Here is a 23,631-nt window from a genome sequence, read left to right on the forward strand (position 1 = left end):
ATCCTACTAACCTGTAACAAAAACCACATTATATTTACTAATGTAAAAAAGTAAACGATGTTTGTACAGTTCCTGAGGTTAGAAATCAAAAGTTTTTTTCGTGGTACTTCTGTCGGAATCAATCTGGCAATGAAGATTTTCCGGTTCATCGGGATTCTTTCTTTTATAGTCTATTGCATCGGAGCCGCTTTTCTGGCATTTTTCTATGTGAGGGAAGAAATGGAGGAGGATCCGATGAAAATTGTGTCGAGATTTATGATCCTTTTATGGGTTGCAGATTTGATTCTGAAATATCTCATGCAGCAGATGTCTACGCAGAATATCAAACCTTTTCTTACGCTCAATATTCCTAAGAAAACGTTGGTTAATTACATGCTGATCAAAACTTTTCTCTCGCCGTTTAGCTGGATGAATTCTTTTTTCCTGATCACATTTGTAGTAATTTGCATGTTCAACGGTTTTGGGATTCTGGGAAGTTTAAGCTGGCTTATTGCACTTTCAATGTTGTTTTATCTAAATAATTTTATCAATATTCTCTTCAACAATAAAGAAAATATTGCCATCGCTGTAGGAATTGTGTTTGCGATAATTGGAGGCTTGACGTATTACAACATCATTCCGCTTTTTAATTATTCTGAAAAACTTTTTTACGCTTTTTATGATCAGCCTTATTTTACAGTATTTGCAATTGCCTTATTTGCGGGATTATGGTGGATCTGTTTTAACCACGTAAAAAAAGAATTCTATCTCGACCAAGGCTTAGAAGACAAAAAAACAATCGGGAAAACAGAAAACATTGCTTTTCTGAATAAATACGGTGCAATCGGAAGTTTCATCAACAACGATATCAAAATGCTTAGAAGAAATAAAGTGACGAAAGGCGTTCTGATTGGGAGTTTTATGTTTATTTTCTACGGTTTGCTGATGTTCACTTCCCCTCTTTATAAAACCCCTTACATGATGATGCTGATGGGATTATTTGTCACAGGCGGTTTTCAGTTTCTGTTTGGGCAGAGAGTGCCATCTTTTGACAGTTCATATTATCCGCTGATGATGACGCTGAATGTTCCGTATAAAGAATATCTAAAGGCAAAATGGTGGCTCATGAATATTGTAACCGCTGCTTCCATCGTTGTAGCACTTTTTTATGCAATAATCAGTTGGGAAGTCTATTTCAGCTTTTTTGCTGCCGGATTGTACAATATCGGTGTAAATTCCCAGTTTACATTGTGGTCAGGCGCTTTTACCAAAACCCAGATCGATCTGAACTCTAAAGAAAAAGTAATGGGTCAGAAAAACAGTTTTAATCTGAAAAGTCTTCTGTTGCTTATCCCTAAAATGTTACTACCCATAGCTGTTTTTGGTGCAACAAAATACTTCTACGGTATGACTGCAGCTGTAGGTACTATTGCCGTTCTGGGATTGATAGGATTTCTATTCAGAGAAAAAATATTCGACATTATTGTAAAACAGTACAAAAGTGAAAAATACAGCACAATAGAAGCGTTTAAAGCCAAAAATTAATACAATGATTACTATACATAATTTATCTAAAACTTACGGAAACGCAACCGTTCTCAATATCGAAAATCTAGAAATTCCAAAAGGCGAAACTTTTGGCTTGGTAGGAAATAACGGAGCCGGAAAAACAACACTCTTCAGTTTGATGCTTGATTTAATTCAGCCTACGACAGGTTTTGTAAGCATCGACGGAATCAAGGTCAACGAATCTGAAGCTTGGAAATCTAAAGTTGCCGCTTTCGTAGATGATACTTTTCTGATAGGATATCTCACGCCGGAAGAATATTTTTATTTCATCGGAGAATTGAGAGGACAAAATAAAGCTTCGGTAGATGAATTTCTGGTGCAGTTTCACGATCTTTTTAACGGAGAGATTGTGAACTCAGGGAAATATGTAAGAGATTTATCCAAAGGAAATCAGAAAAAAGTAGGAATTGTAGGGGCGATCATCGGAAATCCAGAAATCGTTATTTTGGATGAGCCTTTTGCCAATCTTGATCCTTCTACACAGATTAAATTGAAGAATTTAATTAAAGAACTATCAAAACAAAGCGGTGTGACTTTTCTTATTTCAAGCCACGATCTTGCGCATACAACTGAAGTGTGCAACCGAATTGTTGTTGTTAATAAAGGTGTTCAAGTAAAAGATATTCAGACCAATCCTGAGACATTGAGAGATCTGGAACAGTATTTTGCCGATCAGGTGAATGTTGTAAGCATGTAATTTTTAAATTTGCAACAGTCAATTCAAACCTAACAGGTTTTTAAAACCTGTTAGGTTTTTTTTATCCAATAATCGTATTCATTTTCAGTTGATTATCAATTTAATTTTAATGAATTATTTTTTCGTGTAACCTTTTCAACTTTTCCTTGTCTTTATAGTAGAAACAGAATAACAATCATGAAGCTTTTGTTTAATAATAGAAAAGAAGATCTGCTGAGCCGTTTGAAAAAACAGGATCCGGCTGCGCAGAAAATCTTTTACGATCAAAGTGTGAAAAAATTTCTGAGTGTGGCAAAAAGCTACGTCACCGATCTGTATCAGGCAGAAGATTGCGTGATAAAAGCGTTTTGTAAGATTTTTAAACATATAGAAAGCTTCCGTGGCGAAGGGAATTTTGAAGGGTGGGCAAGAAAAATTGTGGTCAACGAATGCCTCAATTTTATTAAAAGCCACAAAACAGTTTTTTATCTCGACGATGTTCACGCTTCTGTTCTCGAAGAAATTCATGATGAGCAAATTGTTTTTGATTTTAATGCGCAGGAACTTTTAGATCAGCTTCCGGATGCTTACAGAATGGTTTTTAACCTTTATGTGATTGAAGAATATTCGCATCAGGAAATTGCAGATACACTGAATATTTCTTTAGCGGTAAGCAAAACGCAACTCTTCAGAGCAAAAGAAAAATTAAGAAAGATTTACTTTCAACAACAAAAACAACTGAAAAATGAACTCGTTTAATAATAATTTTGAAAAACAGCTCAAAAAGCAAATCGATGAAAGAGAAATAGCTCCTTCTAGAGATTTGTGGGCTGAAATTCAGATTCAAACTGAAAATGCAAGCCCGACAAAATCTAAGTTAAACTGGCTTTTGCTTACGGCGTGTTTTGTTTTAATATTGGGCTTGGGAGCAGTTTTGCTTTTAAAAAATGACTCTGAAGCTACCGTACAGATGGCTGAAACTGAGAAAACTTCTGATATTAGTGAGCAGAATCTAGGTAAACAGCTACAAATGGCTAATAATAAGGGAAATATTGAAAAGGTAGAGGGTATAAAATTTACTCACATTGAAAATTCCCCTTCTGAATTAAAGATTGAAAAAGAAGTTTCTCTTAAAAACGAAATTCCGTTAATTAAAGAAAATCCTTCTGAAATCGCCTCTCAAATTATTACACAGAATGAGCCTGCGAAAATTATGGCAAAATCAGATTCTGTAAAGGTTCAGAAGAAAAAAAGATATGTAGATCCTTCAACACTGCTTTTCTCGGTAGAGCATAAAGACGTTATCGAAAAATCTAAAGAAGGAAGCAATGTGGCGACCATCGACCTGAATAACAAATAATTCAATTTTAAACTAAAAAATAATAATATTATGATTAAGAAATTTATCATCACAGGAATGTTGTGCCTTGTTGCTACTTCATTGCACGCACAGAAAAAGACTTTGGGAATCAATCTTCAATCTAAAGAAGACACTACGGTAAGCCCGATTGTAAAGGAGAAAGTGGAAGAATACGCTTCAAAAATCAACGCTATTATTCAGGAAGAAAAGAAACTGATGGAAGCTGAATTGGTGATTCTTCAGGCAAAAAATCTTGAAAAGACAGAATTCGACAAACAGAAAGCGCAAATTGCAGATACATATTCACAAAAAATTGATCAAAAAATTGAAGCTTTAGGATTTGATTTGGATCAGGTGATCCAAAAGCAGGTGAGATATTCTCTGTTAAATTCTGATGTAACCTCTAATGAAGAATTAAAGGCACAGTTGCTTAAGAAATACAGGCCGACAAAAAACCTTGAAGGATATTTCTCTTACGGAATAATGACCTTCACGAATGATAAGCCCGATAATGATTTAGACAAAAATGTAGGCTATGCCAATAATCTCGAGTTCGGTTTAAAATTCAATTATCAGTTCAGCAGAACCAGTCCGTGGGGATTGATTTCTGGTTTGGGCTTTTCATGGAGAACGGTTCGTCTCGATAACAACATGATTTTCACAAAACAAAACAATGAAGTGATGCCTTCAAAATACGAAGGAAGTCTAGATAAAAGTAAACTAAGAACGGGGTATCTAATGGTGCCATTCGGTTTTCAGTATAATTTTTCTAAACTTAAAACTGCAGGTATGGATGTTCAGTACAGGCCTTATTCAGAAGGTTTAAGGATAGGAGCGAATGTCTATGGCGGAATTAAAATGTCAACTAATAATATCGTTAAAGGAGATAGCCAAAGTTTCAGAGACCGTTCCAATTATCAGGTAAATCCATTTGTTTACGGAGCTCAGTTTACAGTTTCTTATGATAATGTAAGTGTTTTCGTTAAAAGAGATTTCAGCAATTTCTTCAAAGATTCATATTTTGAAAACGATAAAGCTTTGGTTTTCGGAGTTGCTTTAGGATGGTAATTTAGAGTAATGACTCAATTAAAAATAATGAATAAATTTTTAGGATTAATAGGTGTTTTTTGTCTCGCCATCAATATCAATGCACAAAAAATAAAAACGTCACAAGACAGTACAAAAGTATTTTACGATAAACTGTTTAAATCCTTAGAAGTAGCTTATTTGCATAAAAAAGATTTTGATTGGAAGAAATTAAAGGCTGAAACATTTAAAAACCTTGAAACGACAAAAGACTTTAAAAGTTCTTTGAAAGAAGTGAAGGTTTTATTTGAGAAAATTGGGGCAGATCATTCTAAAGTAATGTATCAAGGAAAAAATTACGGTCCGACAGTAGATGTTTCGTGGGAGAATTTCAGTGACTCGTGGATGAGAAAATTTAAAGCTAAACCAGAATTTGAAGCAAAAATTTTAGATGAAAAATATGGGTACATCTTAATGCCAAATATCTCATTTGATGATTTTAGTTCTGAAAATGTGCATAAAATCGCTCAGCCGTTATATGATAAAGTAGCTGAACTGAAAATGAGTAATAAATTGGAAGGATGGATTGTAGATCTTCGCTTTAATACGGGTGGAAATTCATCGCCAATGCTTTTAGCTTTATATGATTTGTTGGGAGATACTGTGGTTTGGGGAACTCTTGATGCTAATAAAAAGCTAACTAATTCTACTAAATTAAATAAGGGAGTTTACGATCAGGGAGAAAAGAAACCTTCTTATATAAAACCAAGTGGAGAATTAATGGATAAATCTAAAGTAGCGGTTCTTATAAGTGGATTAACGGCAAGCTCGGGTGAAGTAACAGCTTTAGCATTTAAAGGAAGGTTAAACACTATTTTTATAGGAGAAAAAACTTTAGGAAAAACAACTTCTAATATGGTTGTAACTCTACCTTTTGACGCAAGAATGCCTTTAAGTATTGGCTACGATTGTGATAGGAATGGTATTTATTATCAGCAGATTATACCTGATATTGTTGTTTCAAAGCAGGATAACTTTGATGATTTGTTACAGGATAAAAATATTCAGGAAGCAATACAGTTTTTTACTAAAAAATAATTTTATGATAAACTAAAAAACATACTTCAATTCGGCACAAGAATTGAGCAATAAAAATTAACATTCACAAACAAGACACTCCGCAGAATTTTCTACGGAGTGTCTTGTTTTTATGTATTTTGAAGATTATTTTAAACTTCCCACCATATCTTCAGGTTTCACCCATTCATCAAATTGTTCTGAAGTCACAAAGCCAAGATTAATGGCTTCTTCTTTTAACGTCGTTCCATTTTTATGTGCGGTTTTTGCAATTTTTGCAGCGTTTTCATAACCAATGTGTGTGTTCAAAGCAGTTACCAACATCAAAGATTTGTCTACCAGTTCTTTAATTCTCTCATTATTCGGTTCAATTCCAACTGCACAGTGATTATTGAATGAAATACATGCATCAGCAATCAACTGAGCAGATTGAAGGAAATTGTAGGCCATCACGGGTTTGAAAACATTCAGTTCGTAGTTCCCCTGCGTTCCCGCAAAAGAAATAGTAGTGTCATTTCCTAAAACCTGCGCACAAACCATCGTTAAAGCTTCATTCTGTGTAGGATTCACTTTCCCAGGCATGATAGATGAACCCGGCTCATTTTCAGGAATATGAATTTCACCAATCCCGGAACGAGGTCCGGAAGCCATCAATCTGATATCCTGAGCAATTTTATATAAAGAAACAGCCAATTGTTTTAAAGCTCCGTGAGATTCTACAATGGCATCATGAGCAGCCAAAGCTTCAAATTTATTTTCTGCTGTTACAAAAGGAAGGTTGGTGAATTTTGCAATATATTCTGCAACTTTTACATCATAACCTTGAGGAGTATTTAACCCTGTTCCCACTGCAGTTCCTCCCAAAGCTAATTCAGAAAGATGGGGTAAAGTATTTTTTAAAGCTTTAATTCCATAATTTAATTGAGCAACATAGCCTGAAAATTCCTGTCCTAAAGTTAATGGCGTAGCATCCATTAAATGCGTTCTTCCGATTTTTACAATATCTTTAAATTGAATTGCTTTTTCGTTCAACGTATTTTTTAGTTTTTCAACTGCCGGAATGGTTGTTTCCACAACTTTTTTGTAAGCTGCGATGTGCATTGCGGTTGGATACGTGTCGTTTGAAGACTGAGATTTATTCACGTCATCATTCGCATGAATTTCAGATTTATCACCAAGATTTCCACCATTGTTGACGTGTGCTTTGTTGGAAATAACCTCATTCACATTCATATTCGATTGTGTTCCCGAGCCGGTTTGCCAAATCACCAAAGGAAATTGATCGTTTAATTTTCCAGCTAAAATTTCATCGCAAACTTTAGCAATCAGATCTCTTTTTTCTGGAGTTAAAACTCCCAAATCTGCATTAGTGAATGCCGCCGCTTTTTTTAAGTATGCAAAAGCTTCGATAATTTCATTGGGCATTGAACCTTCCGGACCAATTTTGAAATTGTTTCTTGATCGTTCTGTCTGTGCGCCCCAAAACTTATCAGCAGGAACCCGCACTTCACCCATGGTGTCTTTTTCTATTCTGTAATTCATTATGAAATTGTTTGTTTAAGGTTTAAGATGAGCTAAAGATTAATTTAAACCTTAATCTTCACCTAAGCCTCAATTGATAAAGTTAAACAATGCATAAAAACCTCGCAATTTATAATCATTATAAATACGTATTTAAGTCATTGATTTTACTTATGCTTTTTTGGGTAAGCCGTATTTTTGCACTGAAAATAGAAAGTAAATGGATTTTAAATATCAGGATCCGTATCCAATTTTGAAAGATGATACGGTTTATAAAAAATTGACTTCAGAGTTTGTGAAAGTTGAGCAACATGGTGAAAGAGAAATTTTAACGATTGACCCAAAAGGTTTGGAGCTATTGGCTGAAGAAGCGATGGCAGACGTTTCTTTCATGCTTCGTTCTTCTCACCTGGAAAGTTTAAGAAAAATTATAGACGATCCTGAAGCTACCGATAACGACAGATTTGTTGCTTATAATCTATTGCAAAACGCTGCTGTTGCCGTGGAAGGTGCTTTGCCTTCTTGTCAAGATACAGGAACTGCAATTGTGATGGGTAAAAAAGGCGAAAATGTTTATACGGGCGTTGAAGATGGTGAATATTTAAGCAAAGGAATTTTCAATACTTATCAAAAAAGAAACTTAAGATATTCTCAGGTAGTGCCTTTAACGATGTTTGATGAGAAAAATTCTGGTTCAAATCTTCCTGCGCAAATTGATATTTATGCTAAAAAAGGAAATTACTACGAATTTTTATTCTTAACGAAAGGTGGAGGCTCTGCAAATAAGACTTTCCTGTATCAGAAAACGAAATCTTTACTGAATGAAAAATCTCTTGAAGCTTTTGTGAAAGAAAGAATTTCAGACTTGGGAACAGCGGCTTGTCCGCCTTATCATTTGGCTTTGGTAATTGGAGGAACTTCAGCGGAAGCGAATTTGGCTGCGGTAAAAAAAGCATCTGCAAAATATTACGATAATCTTCCGACAGAAGGAAACGAAGCAGGACAGGCTTTCAGAGATTTGGAATGGGAAGCAAAGGTTCAGAAAATCTGTCAGGAAAGTGCCATTGGTGCTCAGTTTGGTGGTAAATATTTAACACACGATGTTCGAGTGATTAGATTGCCTCGTCATGCAGCTTCTTGTCCGGTGGGAATGGGAGTTTCTTGTTCTGCAGACAGAAATATCAAAGGAAAAATTACAAAAGACGGTATTTTCTTAGAGCAGTTGGAACAAGACCCGAAAAGATTCTTACCAGCAACGCCACCACATTTGGAAGCTGCAGTTGATATTGATTTGAATAAGCCAATGCCTGAAATTTTGGCTGAACTTTCAAAATATCCAATCAAAACAAGATTAAAACTCAACGGAACTTTAATTGTTGCCAGAGATATTGCTCACGCAAAAATTAAAGAATTGCTAGACAGTGGACAATCCATGCCAGAATATTTTAAAAATCACCCAATTTATTACGCAGGGCCGGCAAAAACTCCGGAAGGAATGGCTTCAGGAAGTTTTGGACCAACTACTGCCGGAAGAATGGATGTTTATGTTGACGAATTCCAAAGTCATGGCGGAAGTATGGTGATGCTGGCAAAAGGAAACAGAACCGCAGATGTTACCAATGCTTGTCATAAATACGGAGGTTTCTACATTGGTTCAATTGGTGGACCTGCCGCTATTTTGGCAAAAGATAATATTTTGTCCGTTGAAGTGGTAGATTTCCCAGAATTAGGAATGGAAGCAGTAAGAAAAATTGAAGTAAAAGATTTCCCGGCATTCATCATTACCGATGATAAAGGAAATGATTTCTTTGCTAATCTTGCGCATTAAATTTTAGATTTTAAAGTTTTATATAAGAATTTTAGAGATGTATTTGTAGTCTAACATCTAACCTCTAATATCTAACCTCTATCATCTAATATCTACATTAATTAGTTTAAAATAAAAATAAATTGTAAAAATCAGCTTTTATCTTTTGTTTAAGCGGGAAAAAAGTTCTATTTTTGCGTAAATCTTTAAGAAAAGAAAAATGATGTTATCAGCATTTTGGCCGTTTTACCAATTCCTTTGGACAGTTTACTTTATTTGTATGTTACTTGTAGGGTTTTGGTGTATTATAATGTTTTTCGGATTTATTATTCCACTTTGGTTAACTGAAGGTTTAAAAGAATATTTCGGAAAAGTAAAACCTTTTGATCCTGAGCAAATTAGGAGTAAAATGCTTTATGAGCAAGAAGGTGTAGAAGTTGTTTACAATTCTCCAAAAGGTCATGGGCCTTTCATTCACGATAACCACGGAACTCACGGACATCATTAATTGATTGTCAGTTCTTTTTCACACGAATTCTGAAAAAGGACTATCAAAGCAAAACAACATATATTTAAACCACTGTTTTTACAGTGGTTTTTCTGTTTTCGAAAACGTTGAATTGGTAGGTGAATCATAAAATTATGAATTGTGAATTTGCTCCAACAGGCAATTTTTCAAAGTCAATTGCCAAGCAAAATTCACAATCCACTATTAGGTGTTTACACAAACGCGCTGAATCCCGTAATTGATCTTCCCACAATCAATGAATTAATCTCTTTTGTTCCTTCATAAGAATAAATAGCTTCTGCATCGGCAACGAATCTTGCCACATCATATTCAAGCAGAATTCCGTTTCCGCCCAGAACTTCGCGTGCTCTCGAAACAATGTCTCTTGTTCTCATCGTACAGAAAACTTTGGCCAAAGAAGCGTGTTCATCTTTTAAAATACCCTCATCCTGCATTTCAGAAAGTCTGAAAACCATCGTCTGCATAGCCGTTAAATTGGAAAGCATTTCTACCAAATGCCCCTGAATCATTTGAAATGAAGCAATAGGTTTTCCAAATTGCTCTCTTGTCCTGGTGTAGTCTAAAGCACTTTCATACGCTCCTCTTGCGCATCCCGTGGCCATCCAGGCAACTCCAGCTCTTGTCATTCTTAATACTTTAGCAGTGTCTTTAAATGAATTAGCGTTTTGTAAACGATTTTCTTCAGTAACCAAACAGTCTTTCAAAGTTATTAAACCATTTTGAACAATTCTAAGCGCCATTTTTCCTTTTATTTTCTCAACGGAATAGCCAAGATTGTCTTTTTCAACTATAAAACCTTTTACTTCACCATCATCTAAGTCTCTTGCCCAAATTATAATTATATCTGCAAAAGTTGCATTTCCAATCCATTTTTTTTGTCCATTTAAAATCCAGCCTTCAGGAGTTTTTTTGCAGGTTACCGTTAAGCCACCTGCTGCTCCGGATCCTACTTCAGGTTCTGTTAATCCAAACGCGCCGATTTTCTCAAATTTTTGCATCTGGGGAAGCCACTTTTGTTTTTGCTCTTCAGAACCGCAAATGTAAATGGATCCCATTGCCAAGCCAGATTGTACTCCGAAAAATGTGGCAATAGAAGCATCTATTCTTGCCATTTCCATTGCTATAACGCCTTCCATCAAAAATGGCATTCCTTTACAGCCGTAACCTTCATACGTTACGCCACAAATGTCTAGCTTCTGAAACTTAGGAATCAATTCATGGGGAAACTCATCTCTCAACCAATAGTGATTGACTAAGGGTTTCACTTCTTTTTCCATAAATGATCTTACTTTTAGCTGAACTTCTCTTTGTTCCGGCGTCAAAGTGTGGTAAATATCGTAGAAATCTCCGTCAATAGGTGGGAGTTCTTTCTTTTTCTTATTCGGGTCTAGCATTTTAGACAATCCCTGAAGTTGTTTATCATCCAGTGTAGAAAAGCTTTGCATCAGTTTTGGCAAATCTACTTTTTGAGAAATTAAACTTAGCTGCTCAAAGTCGATAGATCGGAATAATTCTATTGCGTTTCTGATTTTAGAAAAAGTGTTAGACATATTGATTTTTGTTTTGGTTTGTGAAATTTAAGCAAAAATCAATCCGAACGTAGTGTAATTTACAATGTGCTGTTTTACAATTCGCTGATTTTCAATTAAATAAATAAAATAATTATTTACAAAATCTTTACATATAATATTCAAACATTACAAACGATTTCAGCTGAACTTTGAGATAATCAAACTAACAAAAATCTCCTTATGAAAACTACATACATCAAACTAACATTCGGCGCAGCAATTCTTCTAGGAATTTACTCATGCAAAAAAAGCGAAGCAACAGCAAGTGATTCTGAAACCGCGCAATACAATAAAAACATTGTAGCAGACAGCGTTTCATCAGCCGCTACTACGTTGGTAAAAGACAAACAGTTCATCAAAACAGCCAACGTTAATATGGAAGTAAAAGACGTTTACGAAGCAACCATATCTATAGAAAAATCTGTTCTAGAATTGGGCGGATTTGTTACCCACAGCAACCTTCAAAGCAATGTTGTTTCAGAAGAAACTTTTAATATTTCTAATGAAGAAGCTACGTTGGTGAAGAGATATCAGACCGAAAATACGATGCAAGTTAGTGTGCCTACAGAAAAGTTGGGCGAATTTTTAACATTAATCAACAGTAAAAAACTTTTCCTGAACTCAAGAGTTATCAACGTAGAAGATGTTACTTCCCGCATTAAATATGCCGAACTAGAAGGGAAAAGAATCAAGAAAACCAGCGAAAATATTTCTCAGCTCAAAACAAACAAAGATAAAGTAGATATGAGCGACGAAAATAGGTCTGAAGAAAATCAGCAGCAGCTCGCCAATATGGATGTAGCAGATAATCTGAAGTACAGTACGGTAGATGTTTACATCAAAGAACCAAAGCTTCGCATTGCAGAAATTGCCGTTACCAACTCAAAAAATATTGACAACAAATATAAGTTCAATTTCTTCTACAGTGCAAAAAATGCCTTTGTTGAAGGATGCTATTTAATTCAGAGATTAGTGGTAGGATTAATTATGATTTGGCCACTTATATTAATAGCTGCAGTTGCATTTTACTTTTACCGAAAAAACAAATTCAATAAAAAACAAATTCAAACTACTGGAAAATAAAATGGCAATCTAACCGTTTGGTTATCTACATATACTTTTGAACCTCTGTTGTTGCAGAGGTTTTTAATGCTTATAAAATACAAATGAAAAAAATTATCTTGTTTACAGTTCTCTTGTTTTCCTCACTTACTTTTTCACAGAAAATTAGCATTTTAGACGAAGAAACCCGTAGTCCTATCCCGTATGCTAAATTGATATTGAAAGATAAAGATTACTACAAAAACACCGAAGAAAACGGACAAGCTCAATTAGAAAACACCGAAGAAATCTCAGAAATTCAATTTTTTGGGTATGAAAACCTGAAGGTTGAGAAATATCAGACCGTTTATTTGTTGAAGCCTAAATTTACTGAGATTGAAGAGGTGGAAATTTCTAAACCTACATTTTCAGAAAATTTTAAGATTGGGAAAATTGAAAAATCCAGCACTTTTTTCGGCGCACGCACCACCATGTGGAGTGTTGGTAAAGAGATTAAAATTTTGAATTTTCCTAAAAAACGATTATATGTAAAATCACTAAAATTTTCTTCTAGATTAAACGAAAAACACTCCGCGACCATAAAAGTTAATTTTTATTATAATGAAAATGGACTTCCAGGTCATATCTACAAATCTATGATTATAACTTGTTTCAAAAATAAAAAATATACCGAATATATTGTTCAAAAACCATTTGCATTTCCTAAAGAAGGTGTAATTATTGGTTTCGAATGGATTTTTAATAACGAGAATGCCTATCAAAAAAAAACGCTAATACAAGGGAAAACAGAATTAGTGATTGCACACGAACCTTTGATAGGAGCAATAAACGAAAATTCTAACAATTTTATTACTGGCAGCATTTCAAATGGAGATTGGGTATTTACAAATGTTTCATCTAGTAGTATTGGAAATATTGCAATTCAACTAGAACTCACCAACTGATTTTGGTCCTCAATTAACATCATTGAACGAAAATTCCGTAAATTTGCAAATCATTATTTATCAATCAGAATTTTAGGAAAATCTATTTGGATGTATTCCTCAAAATTCTAATTCAAACTTTAAATATGCTATCTAAAATAAATCCTACACAAACCAGCAGCTGGGTCTCTCTTGATGAACATTTTGGCAACAACGACTTTGATCTTAGAAGCCTTTTTCAATACAATCCCAATCGTTTTGAAGAGTTCTCTATCAAAAAAGAAAATTTTCTTTTTGATTATTCTAAAAACTTAATTGATGCAAGAACGAAAGAACTTTTGCTGAATCTTGCAGAAGAATGTCAGTTGAAAGATGCTATTTCTAAAATGTTTTCTGGAGATAAAATCAACGAAACTGAAGGAAGAGCCGTTTTGCATACAGCGTTGAGAGATTTTTCAGATAATGAAATTCTGGTTGATGGCGAAAATATCAAACCTCAGATTAAAAGAGTTCTAGACCACATGAAGTCTTTTTCTGAGAACGTAATTTCAGGAAATCACAAAGGTTTTAGCGGAAAAGAAATCACCGATGTTGTGAATATCGGAATTGGCGGTTCAGATTTGGGGCCCGTGATGGTGGTTTCGGCTTTGAAGCATTTTAAAACAAGATTAAATGTACATTTCGTTTCTAATGTAGACGGAAATCATATCGCTGAAGTGGTAAAAAACTTAAATCCGGAAACTACTTTATTCATCATTGCTTCAAAAACATTTACTACTCAGGAAACGATGACCAATGCCAATTCTGCAAAAGATTGGTTTTTGAAAGCCGGAAAACAAGAAGACGTAGCAAAACATTTTGTGGCTTTATCTACTAACGTTCAGTCGGTTAAAGATTTCGGAATTGCAGAAGAAAACATTTTTGAATTCTGGGATTGGGTTGGCGGAAGATATTCGCTTTGGAGTGCAATTGGTTTAAGCATCGTACTTTCTGTAGGATATGAAAATTTCGAGCAATTATTAAAAGGTGCAGAAAATACAGATCAACATTTCCAAACGGCAGATTTTGCAGAAAACGTTCCTGTTTTGATGGGGCTTTTAGGGATTTGGTACCGTAATTTTTATGCAGCTACAAGCCATGCAGTTTTGCCTTACTCTCAATATCTGGACCGTTTTGCAGCCTATTTGCAACAAGGCGACATGGAAAGCAACGGAAAATGTGTCGACAGAAACGGCGAATTTGTAGAATATGAAACAGGGCCAATTATTTGGGGTGAACCGGGGACCAACGGGCAGCACGCTTTCTATCAATTAATTCATCAAGGAACTGAATTAATTCCGGCAGATTTTATCGCTTATGCGAAAAGCCCGAACAAGGTTTCTGATCATCAAGATAAATTGCTGGCTAACTTTTTTGCTCAAACTGAAGCGTTAGCCTTCGGAAAAACAGAAGAAGAAGTGGAAGAAGAATTGAAAAACGCGGGAAAATCTGATGAGGAAATTGATTTCTTGTTAAATTATAAAGTCTTCCAAGGAAATACACCTACAAACTCACTGCTAATTAAAGAATTAACTCCGTTTTCATTAGGTCAGTTGATTGCAATGTATGAGCACAAAATTTTCGTGCAAGGTGTGATCTGGAATATTTTCAGTTTCGATCAGTTTGGTGTAGAATTAGGAAAAGTTTTAGCGAATAAAATTTTACCTGAATTGGAAAATAATGATGCAATAAGCTCTCATGACAGCTCTACAAATGGGTTGATTAATTATTATAAATCAAATAAATAAAAAGATAATAAATGAATGTTTGATGAAATATTGAAAGTGAAACTCATCTAAAATTCATTTATTGTACGTATCGAAAGTCTAATAAAGTAATAAAAGTAAAAATGGCAGAAATTCTTGACGGATTAAAAGTATCCAAAGAAATAAAGGCGGAAATCAAGGTTGAAGTTGATAAAATTGTAGAAAGCAAAAGAAGAGCACCACATTTGGTAGCAATTCTTGTAGGTAACAACGGAGCAAGCAAGGCTTATGTAAATGCAAAAGTGAAAGATTGTGAAGAAGTTGGTTTTCAATCAAGCTTAATTAAATTTTCCAGTACTGTTTCAGAATCTGAATTGCTGGAGAAAATTGATGAGTTAAATAAATCAAAATCTGTTGACGGATTTATCGTTCAATTGCCATTGCCAAATCAAATAGATCAGGAAAAAATCATCAATGCAATTGATCCTAGAAAAGATGTAGACGGGTTTCATCCTACAAATTTCGGAAAAATGGCTTTGGAAATGGATACATTTTTACCGGCAACACCCTTCGGGATTTTAACTTTATTGGAAAGATACAATATCGAAACGAAAGGTAAAGATTGCGTCATCATCGGAAGAAGTAAGATTGTAGGAAGACCAATGAGTATCTTGATGGGAAGAAAAGATTTCCCCGGAAATTCTACGGTAACACTTACACACTCTTACACAAAAGATATTGAAGAATATACAAAAAAAGCAGACATCGTTATTACCGCTTTAGGTGATCCTCACTTTTTGAAAGGCGAAATGATAAAAGAAGGAGCTGTAATCGTGGATGTTGGGATTACAAGAGTAGACGACGACTCTGCAAAAGGATATTATCTTGCTGGTGATGTAGATTTCGATAGCTGTGCAGAAAAGGCAAGCTGGATCACGCCCGTGCCAGGAGGTGTGGGTCCTATGACAAGAGCAATGTTGATGAAAAACACCATCATTGCCTACAAAACTTCAGTCTATAATGACTAATTTAAAATGGATTTAGTAGAAGATATATTATTAAAAGAAGGTAAAATGCTCCCGGTGATGGAGCATTTTTACACTATTCAGGGAGAAGGTGCACACACAGGAAAAGCCGCTTATTTCATAAGATTGGGTGGTTGTGATGTCGGTTGCCATTGGTGTGATGTGAAAGAAAGTTGGGATCCCAAGCTTCATCCTTTAATGAATGCTGAGGAAATTGCAGAAACCGCAGCAAAACACTGTAAAATTGTTGTTTTAACTGGTGGTGAACCATTGATGTGGAATTTGGAAGTTTTAACAGGAAAACTAAAGGAATTAGGATGTACTGTTCATATAGAAACTTCTGGAGCTTATCCTATGAGCGGGCAATTGGATTGGATTACACTTTCACCAAAAAAAACAGGATTACCGAAAGAAGAAATCTACCATAAAGCCCACGAATTGAAAGTGATTGTTTTCAATAATAACGATTTGAAATTTGCGGAAGAACAAGCTGCAAAAGTTTCAGAAAACTGCAAATTGTATCTGCAGAGTGAATGGAGTAAGCGCGAAGAAATTTATCCTAAAATTACAGATTTTATCCTAGGAAATCCTCGTTGGCAGGCTTCGGTTCAGACACATAAATACTTGAATATACCTTAAAAATTCTTTATCTTAGCAGATAAGTTTTCAATACACGATGCAGAGAATACGGTATTCCAGATATTTAAAAATGATCATTGTTTTGCTAGACCTTTTGGTGCTTGCATCTGTGTTCGTTTTTTTTTATCTGAGTCGAAATTCCGATCTTATATACAACGTTGGCCTTTGGTATGAAAATTCGTTTCCCTTGCTTCTTCTCATTTCGTTCTGGATACTTTTAAGCGGGCGAACCAAAATTTACAATATTCCCCGAAATCTTACCTATACATTATTTGCAGAACGCATTATTGCACAATTTATTCTGTTTGTAACTGGTTTGGTGCTTATTAGAAAAGTGAGCAACAATCAGTTTTTTAGCAGTGAGTTGGCTTGGCTTTCATTGTATTTATTTTTTTTTGTAATCATATCAAAATCAATTATTTATTTTGGAATTAAATATTTAAGATCACAAGGCGTAAACAACAGAAACGTCATGTTTTTAGAAGAAAATGCATCAACTGAGGTTCTGAAAAACATTTTAAAAGAAAGAAAAGATTATGGGTATAAGATTTTTGAATATAAGCAGTCTCTTTTACCTCAAGTGCTTACATTGTTTTGGAAGGAAAAAGGTATTCACACAATATTTATCCCTACGCAGAATTCTATTGATAAAAAGACTGAAGAACAGATTTTTAGACTTGCGGAAGAAAATAAGGTAAATGTTACCATGGTACCATCAATTTCGCAAAACGAGTTTTTTTTATATGATCTTGATTACATTAAAACGCAACCTGTATTAAAGCAATCAAAATATCCTTTAGACTATTTTTCAAGTTTTATTCTTAAACGAATTTTCGATATTTTTTTTTCGGTCTTTATTTTGCTATTCATCTGTTCGTGGATGTTTCCCATGATTGCAATTTTTATTAAGCTTTCCTCAAAAGGTCCGGTTTTTTTTATTCAGAAACGCTATGGTTTCCATGAGAGAGTTTTTTCTTGTTTAAAATTTAGAACAATGGTAGTTAACGATTATTCTACAACAAAAACTACAGAAAAGAATGATAAAAGAATTACCAAAATTGGCAAAATATTGAGGAAAACAAGCCTAGATGAGTTGCCACAATTCATCAACGTTTTGAAAGGGGAGATGTCTGTTGTAGGTCCCAGACCTCACATGATTTCGGTAGATGATCATTATAAGCAGAAAATTGGCAGATACAGCCTTCGAAGTTTAGTGAATCCTGGCATTACGGGTCTTGCTCAGGTAAATGGTCTTCGTGGTGACGATGGGAATGTGGAAGTTCAAATGAATAAAAGAGTTTTAGCAGACGCTTTTTATGTAAGAAATTGGACTTTTGTATTGGATCTTGTAATTATTTTGAAAACCGTTTTGTTACTAATTACAGGAGATAAAAAAGCAGGATAAAAAGTCTTGTAAAGCTTTGTTTTAATGTGTCAATCTTAATTTCAGTTATAATTTAGTTAATTTAAAATAGTATAATTTAGCAGAATGTTAAAAAAGTTTTTTACAGCAATAGGAGAATATATGATCCTTATAGGTAAATCTCTTCAAAAGCCACAGAAGATGAGGGTTTTTTGGAAGCTATTTATGCGGGAAATCAATGACTTGGGTGTTAACTCGTTTGGTTTGGTTATTTTCACGTCTATATTTGTAGGAGCAGTGGTTGCCATTCAAATGTTTAATAATTTTGATGCCTCTTCTTTTCCTATTCCGCCCGCATTTGTAGGATATGCTACCAAAGCTGTCTTGGTATTAGAATTTGCACCTACAATTATTAGTTTAATTTTAGCAGGGAAAGTAGGATCTTATATAGCATCAACCATTGGCACGATGCGTGTTTCTGAGCAAATCGATGCATTAGATATTATGGGAGTGAACTCACCAAACTTTTTAATTTTACCAAAAATCATCGCTTGTCTTATTTTTAATCCTATTTTGATTGCAATTAGTATAGTTTTTGGTATTACAGGAGGTTATATCGCAGGTATGCTTACCGGTAGCTGGACTACGGCAGATTATATTACCGGAATCCAAATGTATATGCCTAATCTCTTTATTTATTATGCTTTTGCTAAAACAATTGTTTTTGCATTTGTAATCGCTACTGTGCCTTCTTACTTTGGGTATTTTGTGAAAGGAGGATCATTAGAAGTAGGTAGAGCAAGTACGCAAGCAGTAGTTTGGACTATGGTTTTTATCATTATTTCCGAATTAATTTTAACACAATTAATATTAAGCTGATGATTGAGGTAAAAAATCTTAAAAAGAGTTTTGGTGATGTTGAAGTGCTTAAAGGAATTTCAACCACATTTGAAAAAGGTAAAACAAACCTGATTATCGGGCAAAGTGGATCCGGAAAAACCGTTTTTCTAAAAAGTTTATTGAACGTTTATCAGCCTTCTTCTGGAGAAATCTTGTTTGATGGTAGAAACATTAACGTAATGAACCGGGAAGAAAAGCAACAGCTTCGTTCCGAGATTGGAACTTTATTTCAAGGGAGTGCACTATTTGACTCATTAACTGTGGAAGAGAATATAATGTTTCCACTCGATATGTTTACAAATCTTACATTTAGAGAGAAAAAAAGAAGAGTTTTTGAAGTAATTGGAAGAGTACATTTGGATAAAGCCAACAGAAAATTCCCTTCTGAAATCTCTGGTGGAATGCAAAAACGTGTAGCGATTGCAAGAGCAATTGTAAACCATCCTAAATACCTCTTCTGTGATGAACCGAATTCTGGACTAGATCCCTATACTTCCAACGTTATCGATGATCTATTGCTAGAAATTACAAAAGAATACAATACCACAACCATTATCAACACCCATGATATGAACTCGGTGATGACGATTGGAGAGAAAATCGTTTATCTGAGATTGGGAATTAAAGAATGGGAAGGAGACAAAGACATACTCATTACGGCAGGCAATAAAAATCTTATTGACTTCGTTTATTCATCAGAATTATTCAAAGAATTGAGGGAGTATTTACTTGAAAATAATAAAACGATTGAAAATACAATCACAAATATTGACGACAATGAAAAAAGTTCTTAGTATCGCTTTCATAGGGATTTCGATAGCAGCATCAGCGCAGATTTCATTAGCTGGCAAGACCAATTTAATTTTCCCAACAGGCTCGCCTTCGTGGAAAAATATTTCAAATTCTGCAACTGCAGCTTTTGAAAATAAAGGGAGCAATAATATTGGTTTCAACTTAGGTTTTTCTGTGAAGATAGATTTGCCTTTGGCTTTTTTTGTAATGCCAGAAGTATATTATACTACTTTTAAAAATGAATTTACAGATCCTGTTTCCAACACTACATTTGATGTGAAAAACAATAGATTAGATGTGCCGCTTTTGGTAGGGCACAAAGTGATAGGTAATACTTTAGGCGTATTTCTAGGTCCTGTAATGAGCTACAACCTTGCTAAAGAAGATACCTATAACGATTTTGTGGAAAATTCTAAAAACCAATTTACTGTAGGTTATCAGTTTGGTGCACAAGTAGAGTTGAAGAGCCTTGTGCTTAATGCAAAATATGAAGGTGCGTTAACGAAGGATCAGAGAGACTTTGTAAGAAGAGTTGGTGGTGCTCAAAATACTGAAACCATCCGTTATGATAACCGAGCTAGCCTTTTTATGGTGGGTGTAGGGTATAAATTTTAAGTAATAATATAAGTTTAAACATAAAAAATCCTCAAATTAAATTTGAGGATTTCTGTTTTGTTCTCTGTCAAGCTCTGCTTCCCGCTGTGCGATTTGCTGGGCTTTCAGTTCCATTTCAGCTTTTTCCTGCTGAAGTTGTTTGTATTCTTTTCTGCGTTGTTCTTCTTTCATTGCTGTGCCTTTGCTTGAGTATCCTACAATTCCTCCAATGATAAGACCAATTCCTACGCCTCCCATGATTCCCATCACATGAGGAAGGCCAATCTGTTCTGTGGTAAATCCATCGGTGGTAAGATAAAAAAGCAAGATAGCCAAAGCCAAAAGTACAGTTCCTGTTATCGAAAGATTTTTCATATTTTTAAATTTAAATAAGATTAAATAGCCTGACTTTAAAATAAGTCAGGCAATATATTTGTATTTAAAGTTTTCCGCCAGCTGCTTTATAGTATTCCAAAGCTTGAGGAAGGTTTTTGTTTAAACCTGAAATTCTTGTTTCAGGATTCGGGTGTGTAGATAGAAATTCAGGTTGTCTTGCTCCTGAAGATGCAGATTCCATTCTTTGCCAGAAAGGAATAGATTGTCTAGGGTCATATCCTGCCATAGACATTAGATACAATCCCATTTGATCTGCTTCCGATTCTTGATTTCTTCCGTATTTCAACAAAGCCACCTGCGATCCAATTGGGTAAGCCGCTTGGAAAACCTTCGCCCATTGTGCATTAGAAATTGAGCCTCCCAAAATTTGCCCGCCATATTGAGCAACCATAGATTGAGAAATTCTCTCGTTTCCATGCCCTGCAAGAGCGTGAGAAACCTCATGGCCCATTACTACTGCCAAACCGGTTTCATCTTTTGTGATTGGTAAAATTCCTGTGTAAACAGCAACTTTTCCTCCAGGCATACACCATGCATTGATTTGTTTATCTTGCAAAAGGTTAAATTCCCACTGATAGTTTACCAAATCAGCTTGTCTGCCTATACTTGTGTAATACTTTTCTGCTGCAATTTTTATTCTGTTACCTACGTTTACAACTCTATTGGCGTCTGCAGTTCCTTTTATCACTTTAGAACTTGTAAGTGTAGTTTTGTATTCTTGTGAAGACATCGTAAGAATCTCAGAATTGTTTGCTATTTGCAGCGAAGATCTACCTGTTATAGGGTTTGTAGTACAAGCTGCAACTGCTAAAGCGGCAGCGCTTATTCCTAAAAAAAACTTAATTTTCATTGTTTCGAGTGTTAATAATTGCAGTCTTACAATATTTATTCCAAAAGGAAAACAAATACTATATTAGCATAAAATTTGTAATGTATAATGCTAATTCTATTTTATATAAAATTATGAAAAAATATATTGTACTAGTTCTAATATTCGGATTTATTTTAAATTTCCAAAATCTGAATGCCCAAAAGTTAAGTCAAACGGAAACAGATGCTTTAGTTTATTCTGATGAGTTCATCTTCCATGCAGAAAGAGCCAACCCCACCAATTACGATGTGATAAATATCGCTAGCTCAATGCCGAGTGCTTCTGCTACAAGAATGTTTCAGTTACAAGGCCAAGGCTATGGTTTCAGCATAAATAAAAATGAGTTGGAGGTTGTTCTTCCTTATTTCGGACGTGTCTTTAACCCAAGCTATGGGAATTCTGATGGCAATAGCTATAGATTTACCTCGAAAGATTTCACGATTGAAAAAACGCAGAAGAAAAAAGGAAAATGGATTTACAGAATTCAACCAAAAGATGTAAAAAATGTAAGTGATATTTACATAGAAATTTTCAAAAACGGAACAGCATTTACTTCTATTAAAAGTAATGACAGGCAGCCTATTTCCTATGATGGCTACATTTCAAAAAAAGAAACGAAGAAAGAAAAACTTTAATTTTCATTTTTAAGAAATTGATCAACAAATAATTTTGCTTCAGAACTAGGATTAGAAACTTGTTCTGAGGCATTTTTTTTATGTTCAAAATAAGCTTCTTCAAACATTGTATTCCTCTTTAGTGAAGCCAGAATATATTCCTGAACCCAATATTCAAAGCGTTTTTCGGATTGTTGCTTTCTTACAACCTCGAATCTTCCTGATTTCTTTTTTAATGTAATGAAGTCATCTATTTTTTCAAAAACATCTTCCAGACCTTCATTATTTAAAGCAGAACCCAGTAAAATCTGCACTTTCCAGTCCTTTTCTTTTGGTGGAATAAAGTCTAATGCACGCTTCAGTTCAAGCCTGGTATTTTTAGCTTTTTGAAGATTATCGGCATCTACTTTATTAATGAAAATCACATCCGTCATCTCCATAATTCCTCTTTTAATGCCTTGAAGCTCGTCGCCACCGCCAATAATTTTCAGGAATAAAAATACATCAGTAATGTCTGCGACAAGAATTTCAGATTGCCCTACACCAACGGTCTCAATTAAAATATAATCGTAACCTGCAGCCTCACAAATCAGCATCGTTTCAAAAGTAGCATTGGCAACACCTCCCAAAAATCCTGAACTTGGGGAAGGGCGGATGAAAGCATTTTCTTCTTTAGACAACTCTTCCATTCTGGTTTTGTCACCCAAAATACTTCCTTTGTTGATAGCAGAACTCGGGTCGATTGCTAACACAGCTACTTTTTTACCTTTGGAAATAGCCAAAATCCCAAAATTTTCTATAAAAGTTGATTTTCCTGCACCGGGAACACCGGTAATTCCTACACGCACAGATTTTCCTGTAAACGGCATAATTTTTTTAAGCAAATCCTCCGCTTCTTTGCGGTGTTCTGCTTTTTTACTTTCAACCAAAGTGATGGCTTTTCCAATCAGACGTTTATTGCCAGATCGTATTCCGTCGAAAAGTTCTTGTGTGGAGATTTTCATCGATTCAAAAATATAAAAATAAAAAACAAAAAAGCTTTTTGTAATGTCTTAATTTTAATGCTTCTAAATTAAGTTTTTGGAATACTCAATAAAATATGAAACACTAATTTTGTTTATTAAACTTTTGAAAAATGAAAAAACTTATAGGAACATCTCTTTTGGTAGCACTGTTTTTTACATCATGTACACCTAAAGCTGTTGTGGCAACTACGGCTCCTGTAGCAGCTAAGAGTACTGCTGCACAAGTGGCTCAAGGAAAAACAATCTTTGAAAATTCTTGTAAAAAATGTCACGACTTACCAAAACCGGATGACTTTACGTCGGTAGAATGGGTAGGAATCATGAATTCTATGGCGCCGAAAGCGAGATTGTCTGACGAGCAGCACCAATGGGTTTACGATTACATTGTTTCTGCAAAAACGAAGTAAGTTTTATAAATAATAAAATCCCTTTCAAAACTACTTTTGAAAGGGATTTTATTTACATCATCTTGTCATTATAAAAAAATGAAAGTAATTTATTCTGATCATTTTTAAAAAGAATTTAGATTACAATGGAATGACAAAATGCTGTGATATCTGTGACAAT

24 protein-coding genes are annotated in these 23,631 nt (G+C 34.7%); 19 read left to right on the forward strand and 5 right to left on the reverse strand.

Annotated elements, in window-relative coordinates; translation table 11 throughout:
• Positions 1 to 57: 57 nt before the first annotated feature.
• The 6 genes from BW939_RS01495 to BW939_RS01520 all read left to right on the forward strand — a co-directional run bounded on the left by BW939_RS01495 (position 58) and on the right by BW939_RS01520 (position 5,708).
• Positions 58 to 1,524, forward strand: coding sequence for a DUF5687 family protein (locus BW939_RS01495; protein ID WP_076449095.1), 1,467 nt, complete (start codon positions 58 to 60; stop codon positions 1,522 to 1,524).
• A gap of 4 nt (positions 1,525 to 1,528) precedes the next feature.
• On the forward strand, positions 1,529 to 2,245 hold the full coding sequence (locus BW939_RS01500) for an ABC transporter ATP-binding protein (RefSeq protein WP_076449097.1): 717 nt from the start codon (positions 1,529 to 1,531) through the stop codon (positions 2,243 to 2,245).
• Positions 2,246 to 2,422: 177 nt separating this feature from the next.
• Positions 2,423 to 2,983, forward strand: a complete 561-nt coding sequence (locus BW939_RS01505) for an RNA polymerase sigma factor (protein ID WP_076449099.1) — start codon at positions 2,423 to 2,425, stop codon at positions 2,981 to 2,983.
• Positions 2,970 to 3,584, forward strand: a complete 615-nt coding sequence (locus BW939_RS01510) for a hypothetical protein (protein ID WP_076449101.1) — start codon at positions 2,970 to 2,972, stop codon at positions 3,582 to 3,584. Before BW939_RS01505 ends, BW939_RS01510 begins: the two co-directional genes overlap by 14 nt.
• Before the next feature lie 30 nt (positions 3,585 to 3,614).
• Positions 3,615 to 4,652, forward strand: a complete 1,038-nt coding sequence (locus tag BW939_RS01515) for a porin family protein (protein ID WP_076449103.1) — start codon at positions 3,615 to 3,617, stop codon at positions 4,650 to 4,652.
• 27 nt (positions 4,653 to 4,679) lie between these two features.
• Positions 4,680 to 5,708: a S41 family peptidase gene (locus BW939_RS01520; RefSeq protein ID WP_076450086.1), complete on the forward strand. Its 1,029-nt coding sequence runs from the start codon at positions 4,680 to 4,682 to the stop codon at positions 5,706 to 5,708.
• Between the two features lie 126 nt (positions 5,709 to 5,834).
• On the opposite strand, the gene fumC is transcribed toward BW939_RS01520, so the two are convergent.
• Entirely contained in the window at positions 5,835 to 7,229 is a 1,395-nt protein-coding gene (gene fumC / locus BW939_RS01525; protein WP_076449105.1) for a class II fumarate hydratase, read from the reverse strand.
• 199 nt (positions 7,230 to 7,428) lie between these two features.
• Here fumC and BW939_RS01530 point away from each other — a divergent pair, with 199 nt between their 5' ends.
• Positions 7,429 to 9,036 carry a fumarate hydratase gene (locus BW939_RS01530; protein WP_076449107.1) on the forward strand — a complete coding sequence of 536 codons (1,608 nt, stop codon included), beginning with the start codon at positions 7,429 to 7,431 and terminating at the stop codon, positions 9,034 to 9,036.
• Between the two features lie 199 nt (positions 9,037 to 9,235).
• On the forward strand, positions 9,236 to 9,523 hold the full coding sequence (locus tag BW939_RS01535; RefSeq protein ID WP_076449109.1) for a hypothetical protein: 288 nt from the start codon (positions 9,236 to 9,238) through the stop codon (positions 9,521 to 9,523).
• Positions 9,524 to 9,735: 212 nt separating this feature from the next.
• Here the strand turns inward: BW939_RS01535 and BW939_RS01540 are convergent, their stop codons facing one another.
• Positions 9,736 to 11,094, reverse strand: coding sequence for an acyl-CoA dehydrogenase family protein (locus BW939_RS01540; RefSeq protein ID WP_076449111.1), 1,359 nt, complete (start codon positions 11,092 to 11,094; stop codon positions 9,736 to 9,738).
• 201 nt (positions 11,095 to 11,295) lie between these two features.
• On the opposite strand from BW939_RS01540, the gene BW939_RS01545 reads away from it, so the two are divergent.
• The 9 genes from BW939_RS01545 (at position 11,296) to BW939_RS01585 (ending at position 20,179) form a co-directional block, all read left to right on the forward strand.
• Positions 11,296 to 12,198: a DUF4349 domain-containing protein gene (locus BW939_RS01545; RefSeq protein WP_076449113.1), complete on the forward strand. Its 903-nt coding sequence runs from the start codon at positions 11,296 to 11,298 to the stop codon at positions 12,196 to 12,198.
• An 83-nt stretch (positions 12,199 to 12,281) separates the two neighbouring features.
• Positions 12,282 to 13,121 (forward strand): hypothetical protein, encoded by an 840-nt coding sequence (locus BW939_RS01550; RefSeq protein ID WP_076449115.1) that lies wholly within the window; start codon positions 12,282 to 12,284, stop codon positions 13,119 to 13,121.
• A 125-nt stretch (positions 13,122 to 13,246) separates the two neighbouring features.
• Positions 13,247 to 14,887, forward strand: a complete 1,641-nt coding sequence (pgi, locus tag BW939_RS01555) for a glucose-6-phosphate isomerase (protein ID WP_076449117.1) — start codon at positions 13,247 to 13,249, stop codon at positions 14,885 to 14,887.
• A 101-nt stretch (positions 14,888 to 14,988) separates the two neighbouring features.
• The gene (locus BW939_RS01560) at positions 14,989 to 15,873 is read left to right on the forward strand and encodes a bifunctional 5,10-methylenetetrahydrofolate dehydrogenase/5,10-methenyltetrahydrofolate cyclohydrolase (RefSeq protein WP_076449119.1); all 885 of its coding nucleotides are present in this window, start codon (positions 14,989 to 14,991) and stop codon (positions 15,871 to 15,873) included.
• 6 nt (positions 15,874 to 15,879) lie between these two features.
• Positions 15,880 to 16,509, forward strand: a complete 630-nt coding sequence (locus BW939_RS01565; protein WP_076449121.1) for a 7-carboxy-7-deazaguanine synthase QueE — start codon at positions 15,880 to 15,882, stop codon at positions 16,507 to 16,509.
• Positions 16,510 to 16,579: 70 nt separating this feature from the next.
• Complete coding sequence (locus tag BW939_RS01570; RefSeq protein ID WP_228417077.1) at positions 16,580 to 17,914, forward strand: exopolysaccharide biosynthesis polyprenyl glycosylphosphotransferase; 1,335 nt, start codon at positions 16,580 to 16,582, stop codon at positions 17,912 to 17,914.
• 84 nt (positions 17,915 to 17,998) lie between these two features.
• Positions 17,999 to 18,751, forward strand: a complete 753-nt coding sequence (locus BW939_RS01575) for an MlaE family ABC transporter permease (RefSeq protein WP_076449125.1) — start codon at positions 17,999 to 18,001, stop codon at positions 18,749 to 18,751.
• Positions 18,751 to 19,566: an ABC transporter ATP-binding protein gene (locus BW939_RS01580; RefSeq protein ID WP_076449127.1), complete on the forward strand. Its 816-nt coding sequence runs from the start codon at positions 18,751 to 18,753 to the stop codon at positions 19,564 to 19,566. The genes BW939_RS01575 and BW939_RS01580 overlap by 1 nt, the downstream gene beginning before the upstream one ends.
• A complete protein-coding gene (locus BW939_RS01585; RefSeq protein ID WP_076449130.1) occupies positions 19,550 to 20,179 on the forward strand; it encodes an outer membrane beta-barrel protein in 630 nt (209 codons plus the stop codon). The genes BW939_RS01580 and BW939_RS01585 overlap by 17 nt, the downstream gene beginning before the upstream one ends.
• A 36-nt stretch (positions 20,180 to 20,215) precedes the next feature.
• On the opposite strand, the gene BW939_RS01590 is transcribed toward BW939_RS01585, so the two are convergent.
• Positions 20,216 to 20,533 (reverse strand): hypothetical protein, encoded by a 318-nt coding sequence (locus BW939_RS01590; protein WP_076449133.1) that lies wholly within the window; start codon positions 20,531 to 20,533, stop codon positions 20,216 to 20,218.
• Positions 20,534 to 20,597: 64 nt separating this feature from the next.
• Positions 20,598 to 21,404 carry a M48 family metallopeptidase gene (locus BW939_RS01595; protein ID WP_076449135.1) on the reverse strand — a complete coding sequence of 269 codons (807 nt, stop codon included), beginning with the start codon at positions 21,402 to 21,404 and terminating at the stop codon, positions 20,598 to 20,600.
• 113 nt (positions 21,405 to 21,517) lie between these two features.
• On the opposite strand from BW939_RS01595, the gene BW939_RS01600 reads away from it, so the two are divergent.
• Positions 21,518 to 22,060, forward strand: coding sequence for a DUF4251 domain-containing protein (locus BW939_RS01600; RefSeq protein WP_076449144.1), 543 nt, complete (start codon positions 21,518 to 21,520; stop codon positions 22,058 to 22,060).
• Here the strand turns inward: BW939_RS01600 and meaB are convergent.
• A complete protein-coding gene (meaB, locus tag BW939_RS01605; RefSeq protein ID WP_076449147.1) occupies positions 22,057 to 23,043 on the reverse strand; it encodes a methylmalonyl Co-A mutase-associated GTPase MeaB in 987 nt (328 codons plus the stop codon). The genes BW939_RS01600 and meaB overlap by 4 nt on opposite strands.
• A 131-nt stretch (positions 23,044 to 23,174) precedes the next feature.
• Here meaB and BW939_RS01610 point away from each other — a divergent pair, with 131 nt between their 5' ends.
• Positions 23,175 to 23,471, forward strand: coding sequence for a c-type cytochrome (locus tag BW939_RS01610; protein ID WP_076449150.1), 297 nt, complete (start codon positions 23,175 to 23,177; stop codon positions 23,469 to 23,471).
• Positions 23,472 to 23,631 lie beyond the last annotated feature (160 nt).

It is taken from the genome of Chryseobacterium piscicola (assembly GCF_900156685.1).
GTDB lineage: Bacteria > Bacteroidota > Bacteroidia > Flavobacteriales > Weeksellaceae > Chryseobacterium > Chryseobacterium piscicola.